This is a genomic window from Mucilaginibacter yixingensis (genome assembly GCF_041080815.1).
GTDB classification, from domain to species: domain Bacteria; phylum Bacteroidota; class Bacteroidia; order Sphingobacteriales; family Sphingobacteriaceae; genus Mucilaginibacter; species Mucilaginibacter yixingensis.
In genome coordinates, this window is the sequence record NZ_CP160205.1 from 273,069 (window position 1) to 286,891 (window position 13,823).

Below are 13,823 nucleotides of genomic sequence, written 5' to 3' on the forward strand. Positions count from 1 at the left end.
GTTTTTCGCAGGAATGGCAATGTTTAAGTTGTGTTAAGTTAATTAAAGATTGGCTTAAATATCGATGTGTTAACATTGGTCAAAAAATGCGAAATTATTGCCTATGTTATCTTTTTCTTGCCATTTTAGTGTGTTATAGAGCCTATCGTTCAGTAATCTTTTAATAATTGTTAAGTAAATGTTCTATAATATAATCCTGAGTTAACATAGGATTAACATTGTAGCTGAACCTTTGTGAGCAAATTAAACACAAATGAAGAAGCTCTACTTTATCCTTATGTTGTTCTTTGTTGCAGGTGCTGTAAATCAGTCGCTTGCGCAGATAACAACCACAACAATCTCAGGTAAAGTGACCGACCAAAAAGGCGGCACATTGCCAGGTGTAACCATCTCGGTTGTAAACACCAGCACCGGTACTCGCTACGGTAACCAAACCAATGCAGAAGGCCGTTATGTAATTAACAACGTTAACCCAGGTGGTCCTTACGTAATCACCGCTAGCTTTGTTGGTTACAAAAAACAAGAAAATGCAGGCATTACCCTTAGCCTGGGTAACGCATCTTACAACTTCAAACTGGTTGACGAAACCACTGCATTGAAAGAAGTTGTTGTAAAATCAACCGGCGGTGCTACTAAAACTGGTGCAAGCACTCGTATTAACCAAGGTCAGCTGCGCGCTTTACCATCACTTAGCCGTAGCCTGCAGGATTTAACCCGTTTAACTCCTCAAAGCAACAATAACTCGTTCCAGGGTACTAACTACCGTTACAATAACGTAACCTTAGACGGTGCTATCAATAACGATGCGATTGGCTTTAGCCCTTCACTGGGTGGTCAGAACAACGTATCTGGTCAGGTAGGTAGCAGTACACGTACCAGCCCTGTATCACTTGACGCGATTCAGGATATCCAGGTTTACGTTGCTCCTTATGATATCAAAATTGGTAACGTACTGGGTGGTTCAATCAACGCTGTAACCCGTAGCGGTACAAACGAAGTTACCGGTTCAGTTTACGGTTTCGGTCGTGGCGCTTTCATGGTTGGTCCAAACAACCTGCCTGCTGCTGCTGGTGGCGACGGTGCTAAAGAGCCAAGCGCTTTCCATGATTTTCAATTTGGTGGCCGTTTAGGTTTACCTATCGTTAAAGACAAATTGTTCTTCTTTACCAACGAGGAGTTTGCCCGTCGTCAAGATCCGGTTATCTTCCCTGCTGGTAGCGCTGGTGCTAACCCAATTTTGTCTGCAACTGACGCGGTTAACTTAGCTAACGCTTTCAAATCATTTACAGGTGGTATTGATCCGGGTACTGCTGGCAACGCCAACATCTACTCTAACTCTAACAAGTTCTTTAACCGTTTAGACTGGAACATCGATTCTAAAAACCAGTTAACTATCCGTAACAACACTATCAGCTCTACTGCTACTAACTTAGAGCGCGATCAGCAGAACTTCCGTTTCAGCGGTATTGACTATACTTCACACAACAACTCAACTTCAACTGTTGCTGAGTTAAAATCACACTTCACCGGTTCAACAAGTAACGATTTCTTAGTAGGTTACTCAAACGTACATGACTGGCGCGATCCAAACTCGAACCCTGCTCTACCTCAGATCGAGATCACTGGCCGTACTCCTGGTACCACCATCTTTATGGGTACAGACCGCGAGGCTGCTATCTTTGATATGCACCAGAAAACTACTGAGATCACTGATAACTTTACCTGGAACCTGGGTCGTCATACCTTAACTGTAGGTACACACAACGAGTTGTATAACATTACTTACAACTTCGTAAACTCTTGGAACGGTCGTGACTCTTATAACAGCATTGAAGATTTCATTGCTAACCAGCCAAACCGTGTTAGAAATAACTACAACTATACTAACAACACCCGTGCTTACATCTTGGCTAACCCATCAGCTCAATTTAAAGTTAACCTGCTGAGCTTCTATGCACAAGATGAGTTCCAGGCTACAGATAACTTTAAATTAACCGGTGGTTTACGTGTAGACTACGCTGGTGTACCTAACAAACAACCGCTGAGCCCTAAAACTACCGGCGCTGCTGTAGACCCTGCTTACGGTACTACTTATACTTATACCAAACCAAAAGATATCCAGAACAAATTCCTGGATAACGCTGAGTTCAATGGCCGTTTATCATTCAACTGGGATGTTAACGGTGACCAGAGCGTAGTAGTACGCGGTGGTACCGGTACCTTTACCGGTCGTGTACCATTTGCCTGGTTCGGTTATGCATTCTATAACAACGGTGTAACTTACGGTGCTTACGATAGCAACAACATCCGTACTACAGGTACGCCTATTACTCCTGGTACTAACCCAACTCAGGCTGGTTCAGAAGGTGGTTTAACTTATGTTAAACAACAGGTTCCTGCTGTAAACACCAGCTCTACCGGTGCAACCCAGGTGGATATGATTGATAACAACTTCAAAATGCCGCAGGTATGGAGAAGCAGCTTAGCATTCGATTTCAAAACCCAAGATCAATGGCGTTTCACAGTGGAAGGTATCTATACAGATGTTATCCACGATTTGAAATTCCAGCAAACCAACACTGCCGATGTGGTAACTTACTATCCGTATGATACTCAACACCAGCAGCCAATCTTTAACAACACTAAGATCTCTCCTAACTTTACCAACGCTTACCTGTTGTCAAACACCAGCGAAGGTCACCGTTATAGCATCACCGGTCAGGTTGTTAAAACTTTTGATAATGGTTTGAGCGCTGATGTTGCTTATACCTACGGTCAGGCAAAAGATATCACCAACGGTATCCGTAACTCAATGGAGTCTAACTGGCAGTTGAACCAGGCACTTAATCCTAACAGCCCTACTTTAGCTTTCTCTAACTTTGACATCCGTCACCGTATCGTAGCTAACGTTGGTTACAAACTGTTCTGGGGGGCTGGTAAAAAGAATGCATCTAACTTCCAGATCTTCTTCAACGCTGCATCAGGTACACCATATACCTTCGGTTTCTACCCATCAGCTATCGATGGTACTGGTCAGCAAGTTAGCTTAGCTTACATCCCTAAAGTAGGCGAAACTATCAAATTGTTCAGCACTACTCCTAACACACCAACAGCTACAGAGCAGGCATATGCTAACGCTTTTGATCAGTTCATCAACAGCGATCAGTACCTGACTACCCGTCGCGGTCAGTTCACCGAGCGTAACGGCGCACGTACTCCTTGGAATACCAGTGCAGATTTCCGTTTCACTCAAGACTTTAAAGTGGGTGGCGAAGGCAGCAAACAAATGTTGACTTTAACTTTCGATATCATCAACTTGACTAACCTGTTGAACAAAGATTGGGGTCACTACTACTATTCTCCAAACACGTTCAACTCAACCTCAAGCATTGGCTTAACCAAAGCGGTTACTCCATCATTTGCTAACGCAGCTACAACTTATCCAACCTATAAGTTTACTAATCCAGGTCTGCCTTACGCAGTGGATCAGTTCCAGTCTCGTTACCAAATGCAATTGGGTGTACGTTACAGCTTCTAATACAGATAGAATACACATAGTTTTTAAATGCCCGGCCTTAGTGCCGGGCATTTTTTGTTGGAAGCGTTTGTGGCAACGTTGGTACATTAAAGCTTTAAGTTGTTGTTAAAGATTTAATTATGATTTTATAAGACGAAATAAAATGAGGAACTTTGGGCGTTTTTCAACCTAACCGTATTATGTTCAATCTTATCATTGCAGAGCAACATCGTGCTGCAAAAAATCTGAAGGCGCTGATTAAAATAGCCCTTATTTTACTGTTCACATTAAATTTTTCAAGCGCACACGCGCAAGATTTCTTCCCGGAACAAACTGACTATGGTTTTCGTTTTGGTGCCGATTTTGATCTGCCCGGAAAGAATTTATCGGCCGACTATCGCCCAGGTGTTAATTATAACCTAAGCCTGATGCGATATTTTGAGAAGTTTACGGTAGATGTAACCGCCGGCTACAGGCAGTTTCAGGCTAAATATCCTACGTTGAGCCAAGCCACAAATACAGGAACTACCGGAGTGTTTACTACATCGCCATTTGAGAGCTTTGCGCTGTCTGTAGGCGCCGTATATAACTTACCCTTAGGCGATAATACCAAGCTTTACGGTGGATTGAATAGCGGTTTCTATTTTACCAGTTACTCTGTAAGTTACCAGGATGAAAACACTAGTTTTTATGAGGGGTCGAGCTCAAAGCAAGCCTATGTTGCCCCTAAAATTGGAGCCGCATTTGCCATAAACAATAACCTTGATTTTGACGTGCACGCCGCCTACAACGTTTTTACAGAGCACTATGAGGTTAATAGTCGCACAGGAGAATCTGGCACGTTGTTTACCTCTTTCTCGGCGGGAGTGGGGTTAGTGTTCAAATTTTAATCTTAGTCGGGAAAACCGAAAGTCCGAAAGACGATAGTCATCATTACGATACTTACTTACGGACTTTCGGTCTTCCCGACTTACGGACTTTCTAAAGATTCTTCCCCAGTTTCTCCAGCATTTCATGAGGCACCTGCTGCAGGTCTAACACCAGGAAGCCATCCAAACAATCGGCAAATTTAGGGTCGATATTGAAACAGATGATCTTGGCATTGAGTGCTATGTATTGGCGTAACAACACCGGGATCTTCATGTTGCGGGTTTCAACCTCAGAGATAATGCTGTCGAGGCCTTTTAACGAATCGTCTGTGGCTGAGAGCAGCAGATCGGTATCGATTTTAGAAAAATCAACTTTGAATTTCTTGCGTGGCTTAACGTACTGCGCCATTTCATGATCAAAGTGATTGCGGGTGATGTAATCAACAATCAATGATTTAGAGAACTTGGAGAACGAGTTGCTGATACTTACCGGACCGATCAGGTACCGATAGCGCGGGTTATCCAGCAAGTATTTCAAAATGCCTTTCCACAGCAGAAACAGTGGTAGCGGCTTAGTCTGGTATTCTCGCCTGATCCAAGAGCGGCCCAGCTCCAAACTCAACTTTAATACATCAGTAAACGGTCCTTTGATCTTGAATACCTCGGCAGTATAAAACCCTTTTTTTCCGCGACTGTAATAGATTTCGTCGCCCAGGCCAATACGGTAGGCGCCCACAATCATTTTGGCATCGGTATCCCAGATAAACAGGTGGTGATAGTAGATGTCGTACTCATCCAGGTCGGTGCTTTTGTTGGTGCCTTCGCCCACCTCGCGGAAGGTGATCTCACGCAGCCGGCCAATCTCACGTATAATATTGGGTATAGCCGAGGTGGGCACGATGAATACTTCGTAGTTTTTCTCTACCCAAACGGTATAATCTTCACGCAGGGTTTCTACTTCTTTCTCCAGTACGGCGCGATCTGTTTCAAGGTCAATATCTTCTGGCTCCTGTTTTATTTTGAACAGGTTGCGCGGATTAAAAAGTTTCTTTTCTTCTTCCAGACCGGTACCCAGTGCGTATGTTTTAGCACGCAGATAGTTCAGTAACTTAGTGGCATTGTTATAATCAGGGATGTCCTCCACATGAATTGGCTTACCAATACGTAGCTTAATGGTATGTCCTTGTTTATTGAACAACTCAGAAGGCAACTTAGCGGTGCGCAGCGTTGGGTGGATGAGGCTGAGCAGGTTAAACAACAAACCGTTATTACCTTGGAAGTAGATAGGTACTACCGGTACTTTAGCCTTGGCAATAATTTTGCCTACAACCGGGTGCCACTTGCGGTCTGTTACTTGTTGTTCTTCCAGTTTGTAGGTAGATACCTCGCCTGCCGGAAAGATGCCTATTGGGGTGCCGTTTTTCAACAACTCCAGTGTGCTTTTCAGTCCGCTGATGCTGGATGAGTGCTCAATGTTTTCGAACGGGTTAACCGCAATAAAATAATCGCTCAGGTTAGGGATCTTCTTTAAAATAAAGTTGGCCATTAGCTTGGCGTCTGGCCGTACCATGCAGAGCAGTTTAAGCAACACCATGCCTTCAATGCCGCCGTAAGGGTGGTTGGCAATGGCTATAAAAGCGCCGTCGGCCGGAATGTTTTTTAGTTCGCGCTCGTCAAAATCAATCTCAACACCTACGCCCTGTAAAATAGCGTCAACAAACTCCGGACCTTGCTTGGGCTGGGCCTGGGCAAACAAATCGTTTACCTGGTTTATCTTCATGATCTCCATCAGCAGGGTTGCCAGTCCGGGCATTTTCAACTTATCCAGTTTAATGGCTTTGGCAAACTCTTCTTTGGTGATGATCTTCATAGTGCTTTTCCTGTATGTAGTTTTGCAGGTTTAAATATCCTAAAATTTATGCTAACTTAACCCTTGATCTGAATCTTATCATGAAATCGTTAATTAAAGACTACCTCACGGTTACTAAGAAAGAATGGAACGGGCTGGTGGTTTTAATATTGTTGATCATAGCTGTTTGGATGGCTCCAGTCGTGTACCAAAGGGTGCACAAAGATAAGCTAATTAATTTAAATGGCTTTGACGCTACGGCTGCCCGATTGCACATGCAACCCACGGATACCGCCGCAACCATTGCGGTCAAAATGTTCAGATTTAACCCTAATCATCTGCCGGCGACCGATTGGCAAAAGCTGGGACTAAATGATCATCAAATCACTACCATTCAGCATTACGAAGCTAAAGGCGGCCGCTTTTACACCAAGGCCGATCTAAAAAAGATTTATGCTATTACCGCCATAGATTATAAACGTCTGGAGCCCTATATCAATCTGCCTGAAAAGGACGATTATACAGAAAAATCCTTCACCATAGTAGAATTGAACAGCGCTGACTCGACCCGGATGACCACTATTCGTGGCATTGGCCCGGGTTATGCCGTGCGCATTATCCGTTACCGCGATAGGTTGGGTGGCTTCTATAAGAAAGAGCAGTTGAAGGAGATTTTCGGGATAGATTCGTTAATGTACCATGATCTGGCGCCGCAGGTTAGTGTAGATGCTGCACGCATCAGCAAGATCAATCTCAATATCGTTACCCTGAACAACCTGCTGGTGTTTCCGTACCTGAGCTACAAGCAGAAGAATGCTATTGTAGAATACCGCAACCAGCATGGAAACTACGCGGCGCTGGACGATCTGAAAAATATTCCCATTATTGATGACGGAATTTTAAGTAAAATTGCACCCTACATTACGTTTAAATAAGCCATGATAGAGCAACGCATCAAAGCCTCCATTAGAGATATTCATGATTTTCCGAAACCGGGTATCATCTTTAAAGATATCACCCCGATATTGAAAGACGCGCAACTATGTGAGGGGATTCTGGACGCCTTTGTAGAACAGCTGAAAGGGACAGAGATTGATGTGGTAGCAGGGGTGGAAAGCCGCGGTTTTTTGTTCGGACTATCATTGGCCTGCCGCCTGGGTGTGCCCTTTGTGCCGGTACGTAAAGCGGGCAAATTGCCTTATGCCATCAAACAAAAAGTGTATGAACTGGAATATGGTCAGGCCACCATTGAGTTGCACACCGATGCCTTTGAACCCGGTGCCCGCGTACTGATCCATGACGACCTGCTGGCTACAGGGGGCACCGTGACTGCTGCCAGCGAGTTGATAGCCGAAATGGGTGGAACGGTAGTTGGTTTTAGCTTTGTAGTTGGTTTGGGCTTTTTAAATGGTAAAGAGAAGATAGAGCCGATATCAGAAAATATTGTGGTGTTGGCAGGGTATTAAGCCCCGGGGCCTTTGAAGAGTAATAGCCCATCAATTGGCAGGAGTATAACAAATCCCTCCTTGGGGAGGGGCGCGGTGGTTTTGTGAAGTGGCGGGGAGGGGTTTATATCGTATGCAATCGCATAAACCCCTCCCTACACCCTCCCAAGGGAGGGAATAGCACTGGCCTTCGCGTCTTTAGATGCTTACTGCCTCTTTATGGGCTATTACCCTTTGAAGGGGGGAGTAATGGTATTTTTAATATTGAATCTTCGATAAATAATTCTCCCTTTTAGGGGGTGAGGGGTATGTTGAATAAAGATAGCCTGGTAACCGGTACATTAATTGGTTTGGTATTTCCGACGACATCGGTATTGGCACTGGATGTGGTATGGTACGATCCATACCTGAACGGTAAACCCGGTGTGCCTTACCTGATAGCCATTGCACTTAACTTGCTGCTCTTGAAATATTTTGCAAAAAAGGAGACTATTAAAACGGTGCAAGGCATTATGGCCATTACCTTTGTGTTTATGCTGTTGGTGTTTTTATTTAGAATTAGAGCATGAAATATTACCTGGTAGCAGGCGAGGCCTCGGGCGATTTGCACGGCGCCAACTTAATGAAAGCACTGAAGGCATTGGACGTCTCTGCAGAGTTTCGCTACTATGGCGGCGATTTGATGCAGGCCCAAGGCGGTACGCTGGTGAAGCATTATGCCGATATGGCCTTTATGGGTTTTGTGGAAGTGGTAGCCAACCTGCGCACTATTCTAAGAAACCTGAAGGCTTGCAAAGCTGACGTTGCCGCCTGGCAACCGGATGTGCTGATATTGATTGATTTTCCTGGCTTTAACCTCAAACTGGCTGATTTTGCCAAGCAGCAGGGTTTGCTGGTTTGCTACTATATATCGCCCAAAGTATGGGCCTGGAACCAAAAACGGGTGCTGAAGATTAAACGTATTGTAGATCACCTGTTCTGTATCCTGCCGTTTGAGGTTGATTTTTACAAGAGTTGGGATTATAAGGTTGATTACGTTGGCAACCCACTGCTGGATGCCAAAGCTGCTTTTAAGCCCGATGCCGGTTTCAGAAGCAAACACGGGCTGGAAGGTAAAAAGCTGGTAGCCTTACTGCCTGGCAGCCGCCGGCAGGAGATTAGCCGGTTGTTGCCTGATATGTTGCAGATCGCGTCGCGTTTCCCAGATCATCAGTTTGTGGTGGCCGGTGCCCCCTCGTTTCAGTTAGATTATTACAAAGAGTTTCTGGGCGATAGCCATATCCCTGTGGTGTTTAATGCTACGTATGATTTGTTGCACCAGGCGGATGCAGCCGTGGTGGCTTCCGGTACCGCTACGTTAGAAACCGCATTGTTCCACGTGCCACAATTGGTGGTATATAAAGGTAGCCCGGTGAGTATTGGGATTGCCCGTATGGTGATTAAGATCAAATTTATATCGCTGGTTAACCTGATTATGGACAAACTGGTGGTAAAAGAATTGATTCAGCAGGACTGCAACCCGCAACAAATTGGGGACGAGATGGAGCTGTTGTTAAACAATGCTGATTATCGTAATGCCATGCTGGCCAATTATGACGAGCTGGATGTGCGCATGGGCGAGCCCGGCGCGTCGGAACGGACGGCTGGATTGATTGTGAAGTATTTGGGGGAGAGAGGGAAGTAATAATACATATTGTCATTGCTGGAGCGCCCAACATAGCCATACCAATTCCTCAGCAATGACAAAGGGAACATTTCGATATCTTATTACTTCGCCGTATCAGCGGTGTTTTTGATCAGTATTACCCCCTGAAAAAAGAATAACAATGATATAACGCCCACTACTATCAGTGTAGTGAATTGTCTACTATGTTGTATAATGTTTGCACCGGTATAAATTAAGCCAACAATACCTAGTATAGTTAAAATGGCTCCAAATAAGCGTTTTAAGTTCATGACATTCGTTTTGACATTTTACTACTTCAAATTACAAACCAATAATTAAACCTATATTTAAACCATAAACCATTTATCGCCATGTTAGTAACAGCCGTTATCATTCTTTTTATCATAATTATTGTACTGGGCACCTCATTTGTCACCATCAGGCAAGGCACTGTTGGGGTAATTACCGTGTTTGGTAAGTACCGCCGTGTGTTAACTCCCGGTCTTAATTTTAAGATTCCCTTTATTGAGAACCTGTATGCCCGTATTTCCGTGCAGAACCGTTCGGTTGAATTGGAGTTTCAGGCCGTAACCATTGACCAGGCCAACGTTTACTTCAAAGCCATGCTGCTGTACTCTGTACTGGACCAACAAGAGGAAACCATTAAAAACGTAGCCTTTAAATTTATTGACGAGCGCAACCTGATGCAGGCGCTGGTGCGTACCATTGAGGGTTCTATCCGAGCCTTTGTGGCCACCAAACGCCAGGCAGATGTACTGATACTGCGTCGTGAGATTGTAGAACACGTAAAAGACCAAATTGACAACGTGCTGGAAACCTGGGGTTATCATCTACAGGATTTACAGCTGAACGATATTACTTTTGACGAAGTAGTGATGAAATCAATGAGCCAGGTGGTATCATCAAATAACCTGAAAGCTGCTGCAGAGAATGAGGGGCAGGCACTGCTCATCACCAAAACCAAAGCCGCAGAGGCCGAGGGTAACGCCATCAAAATTGCTGCAGAGGCCGAGCGCCAGGCAGCACAGCTGCGCGGTCAGGGTATTGCCCTCTTCCGCGAAGAGGTGGCCAAGGGTATGACGGTTGCCGCTAAAGAGATGCAACAGGCCAATATGGATACTTCGGTAATTATGTTCACCATGTGGACGGAAGCCATCAAGCACTTCGCTGAGAACTCTGAAGGCAACGTAATCTTCCTGGATGGATCAAGCGAGAACATGCAGAAAACCATGCGAGAGATGATGAGCCTGGAGATGCTGGACAGGAACAATAAGAAATAAAACAAAACAGCCCGGTTGATGAGACCGGGCTGTTTTGTTTTAGTGGCCACGATGTCATGCTGAGGAACGAAGCATCTCTGTGGGTATAAATAGCGACTGGGCTATCTTCAGAGATGCTTCGTTCCTCAGCATGACATGCGGGATAGAGGAGCAGTCATGCACCCTTCTTATGGCTCAAGCTCTGCATCAATTGATCATACAAATCATCACTCTTGGTGGTCTTCGGTTTGAGTTTCTTGATGGTTGGGCGTTTGCCTTTAGCTTTGGCCTTGATGATCTCCAGTAGCTCGTTATGATAATTGTCTTTGTATTTCGACACATCGAACTTTTCCGAATATTGATCAATCAGCGCGAGGCCGACTTTCAGCTCTTTATCGGTTACCTTTACCTCCTGCGATACATTCAAATCATCCATCCCACGAATTTCCTGCGCGAAGCGGATTTTGGTCACTACCAGCACATTGCTGACCGGGTGCACAATACACAAATTCTCGTTATTGCGGAGTACGAAACGGGCCAATCCGGCCTTTTTGGATTTGAGCATGGCCTGTACCAGCAAACCATAGGCTTTGTTGTTTTTGGAATCCGGCTCGGCATAGTAAGACGTTTCGTAAAACATCGGGTCAACCTCGGCAATGTTTACAAAGCTTTCTATTTCTATCTCTTTACTTTTCTCGGACGCAGCATCTTCAAAATCGGTATCCTCCAAAATCACGTATTCATCGTCAAGCTTGTACCCTTTTACAATCTTGTCATACGGCACTTCTTTGCGGGTATCCTCGTTGATGCGCTGGTAGCGGATGCGGGCATGATCGCGCGAGTCGAGCATATCCAAACTCAGCGAACTGCTTTGCACCGCCGAGTACAGCTTAACAGGAATATTAACCAGCCCGAAACCAATCGAGCCCTTCCATATCGATCTCATAATAAAAGCATTGAGACTGATATAACCGATGAGCGGGCAAAGGGTTTTTGATGAAAACCAAGCCCCTGGGAAAACACAAATTTGGGATCCAATGAATACACCTCGTAATTGCGAGGTATGAAGCAATCTTCTATGTTGAAAAGCAACCTTTAGTTTTTACTTTTTGTTAACTTTAAGTTACTGTGAAACGTTTTCCGAAGCTTACTTTTCAAACATACTAACTCTTAGTAAGACAGCCCATAAATGCATACTCGATTTGCATCCGCAGAGATTGCTTCGTTTCTTGCAGAGATGAAGTGGTATAGAGTTGCGGTTAATGTATCTAAAAAAGCCGGCGCATAAAGCGCCGGCCCCCTATATATTCAATTTTAAATTACTTACGTTTTTGAGTTTTGGCCCCTATTAAGGTTAAAATTGACGGGCAAGGTGCGCTGGCGAACAGTTTTCTACAGTGCTTCACTCTCGGGTGGATGCATTGCTGATTTTTGTTGGATTTTGTGAACGCACTTTATTTTGCTGCTGTGCAAAAGCTTTAACAGCAATGGTAATAGTGATCAGAATAAAAAATAACAGGCATGCCCGTTTCAGGTTATTAAATTGCATTGGGTTTAGAATGTTTATTAATTGGTAAAAGCGAAGATATTACTTTGTATCATATTTGCTACTTAATGAGGAAAAATTCAGGCTAAATTTTTGTTAAGTTTTTAATCCGTTATGGCCGAACAACGGCTCCAGAGGTTTGTTTTATAGGTAACAAGCCAATTAAACATTAGGTCATGAACGCAGAAAAATCAAAATCTGCCGAGGCGCAGATGCTTATCCGCCGGCCGGTTGCCGAGGTTTTTAACGCCTTTGTTGATCCGGAAGAAACCACCAAGTTTTGGTTTACCAAAAGCAGCGGCCGGCTGGAGCTTAATAAAACGGTTAATTGGGAGTGGGAGATGTACGGCGTATCCAGTCCGGTAAAAACCACCATGCTGATTGAAAATGTACAGATCAGCATAGAGTGGGGGGAGCCGCCAACATTCGTCGATTTTAATTTTAAACCGATGGGAGATGAGGCTACCTATCTCACCATACAACATTACGGCTTCAACAAAACGGGCGACGAACTGATTCAGGCTATCAAAGATTCAACAGGCGGTTTCACAACGGTAATTGATGGACTGAAGGCCTGGCTGGAACACGGTATACAGCTAAATCTGGTGGCTGATAAGTTTCCGCATGGGAAGTAGTTTAGTCTAATTGCGGGTCAATATACACCGGTATGGTATATCGCATTCGTACCGGTCTGCCTTTAACTTTGGCTGGTATCCACCGTGGCGAAAGTTTTAATACACGTATCAATTCGTTATCTATTTGCGATGCAGGTTTGCGCACTGCTTTAAAGCCTGATAGTGTACCGTCTTTTTCTATTATAAAACTCACTACGGCCTTACCTGTTACTGCTTCACCTTGCTTAATATCAGGGTAACGTATATGCTTGTTAATAAAGGTATAAAACTTATCTATCCCGCCGGGAAACTCCGCCGATTGCTCAACAGCGTTATAGATTTTTTCTTTATGCTGCGATTGGCAGGTGATGGAAAAACTACAAATCAGTATGACGAAAAGCGTACGTAAAAACATTGCTCTAAAATTAACAAAGTCCGGCCATCATCGCGATAGCCGGACTTTTAGGATTAAACAAAAAACGTCTCTATAGAAGAGAACTTAAACTCTTGGGCCTACCGTTGAAACAAGATAGGAATGGTATATTGTTGCCTTACCGGTTTATTGTCATGCATAGCAGCATTCCACTTCGGAGATAATTTCATTACGCGTATCGCTTCTTCATCGCATCCGTAGCCAATGCCCCTAACTACTTTGATGTCTGTAAGCGAACCATCCTTCTCTACCACGAAGGTTAAAAATACCTTGCCCTGTACATTGTTCTTTTTAGCATCCGGCGGATATTTGAGGTTCTTACTCATAAATTTAAAAAACGAATCTATGCCTCCCGGAAACTCTGCCGATTGCTCTATTTTGCTATAGATTTCTTCTTGTTCTTGTGCGTGCAACTTGCCAATAGAGAACAGCAGTGCGGCTATCAGTAGTAATGTTTTTAGACCCTTAATTTTCATTCGATAAAATTTAAATAACTAATTGATTAGTTGTTTAAAACTAATGCATTAGTTTGTCGAATGCAAGGGAAATCTCAAAAAAGTTTTTAGGTTGATTGTTTTAAAAATTCATCGCTTTGTTTTAGAAT

12 protein-coding genes are annotated in these 13,823 nt (G+C 44.1%); 8 read left to right on the top strand and 4 right to left on the bottom strand.

Annotation, left to right across the window (positions count from 1 at the left end; all coding sequences use genetic code 11):
• Positions 1-253: 253 nt before the first annotated feature.
• Both ABZR88_RS01180 and ABZR88_RS01185 read left to right on the top strand, forming a co-directional pair.
• Positions 254-3,538 (top strand): TonB-dependent receptor, encoded by a 3,285-nt coding sequence (locus ABZR88_RS01180; protein WP_107829215.1) that lies wholly within the window; start codon positions 254-256, stop codon positions 3,536-3,538.
• Between the two features lie 179 nt (positions 3,539-3,717).
• Entirely contained in the window at positions 3,718-4,407 is a 690-nt protein-coding gene (locus ABZR88_RS01185; protein ID WP_146166558.1) for a hypothetical protein, read from the top strand.
• Positions 4,408-4,498: 91 nt separating this feature from the next.
• On the opposite strand, the gene ABZR88_RS01190 is transcribed toward ABZR88_RS01185, so the two are convergent.
• A complete protein-coding gene (locus ABZR88_RS01190; protein ID WP_107829213.1) occupies positions 4,499-6,256 on the bottom strand; it encodes a lysophospholipid acyltransferase family protein in 1,758 nt (585 codons plus the stop codon).
• Between the two features lie 80 nt (positions 6,257-6,336).
• Between ABZR88_RS01190 and ABZR88_RS01195 the strand changes: the two genes are divergently transcribed.
• The 5 genes from ABZR88_RS01195 to ABZR88_RS01215 all read left to right on the top strand — a co-directional run bounded on the left by ABZR88_RS01195 (position 6,337) and on the right by ABZR88_RS01215 (position 10,647).
• Complete coding sequence (locus tag ABZR88_RS01195) at positions 6,337-7,170, top strand: helix-hairpin-helix domain-containing protein (RefSeq protein WP_107829212.1); 834 nt, start codon at positions 6,337-6,339, stop codon at positions 7,168-7,170.
• Positions 7,171-7,173: 3 nt separating this feature from the next.
• Entirely contained in the window at positions 7,174-7,701 is a 528-nt protein-coding gene (locus ABZR88_RS01200; RefSeq protein WP_107829211.1) for an adenine phosphoribosyltransferase, read from the top strand.
• 287 nt (positions 7,702-7,988) lie between these two features.
• Positions 7,989-8,249, top strand: a complete 261-nt coding sequence (locus ABZR88_RS01205) for a hypothetical protein (RefSeq protein WP_107829210.1) — start codon at positions 7,989-7,991, stop codon at positions 8,247-8,249.
• The gene (gene lpxB, locus ABZR88_RS01210) at positions 8,246-9,364 is read left to right on the top strand and encodes a lipid-A-disaccharide synthase (protein WP_107829209.1); all 1,119 of its coding nucleotides are present in this window, start codon (positions 8,246-8,248) and stop codon (positions 9,362-9,364) included. Before ABZR88_RS01205 ends, lpxB begins: the two co-directional genes overlap by 4 nt.
• A 353-nt stretch (positions 9,365-9,717) precedes the next feature.
• The gene (locus ABZR88_RS01215) at positions 9,718-10,647 is read left to right on the top strand and encodes an SPFH domain-containing protein (protein ID WP_107829207.1); all 930 of its coding nucleotides are present in this window, start codon (positions 9,718-9,720) and stop codon (positions 10,645-10,647) included.
• Between the two features lie 154 nt (positions 10,648-10,801).
• On the opposite strand, the gene ABZR88_RS01220 is transcribed toward ABZR88_RS01215, so the two are convergent.
• On the bottom strand, positions 10,802-11,572 hold the full coding sequence (locus tag ABZR88_RS01220) for a Ku protein (RefSeq protein ID WP_107829206.1): 771 nt from the start codon (positions 11,570-11,572) through the stop codon (positions 10,802-10,804).
• Positions 11,573-12,348: 776 nt separating this feature from the next.
• Between ABZR88_RS01220 and ABZR88_RS01225 the strand changes: the two genes are divergently transcribed.
• Positions 12,349-12,807, top strand: coding sequence for an SRPBCC family protein (locus ABZR88_RS01225; protein ID WP_107829205.1), 459 nt, complete (start codon positions 12,349-12,351; stop codon positions 12,805-12,807).
• Position 12,808: 1 nt separating this feature from the next.
• Here ABZR88_RS01225 and ABZR88_RS01230 read toward each other — a convergent pair whose 3' ends face one another.
• Positions 12,809-13,201 (bottom strand): energy transducer TonB, encoded by a 393-nt coding sequence (locus tag ABZR88_RS01230; RefSeq protein ID WP_107829204.1) that lies wholly within the window; start codon positions 13,199-13,201, stop codon positions 12,809-12,811.
• 98 nt (positions 13,202-13,299) lie between these two features.
• The gene (locus tag ABZR88_RS01235) at positions 13,300-13,695 is read right to left on the bottom strand and encodes an energy transducer TonB (protein ID WP_107829203.1); all 396 of its coding nucleotides are present in this window, start codon (positions 13,693-13,695) and stop codon (positions 13,300-13,302) included.
• Between the last annotated feature and the right edge of the window lie 128 nt (positions 13,696-13,823).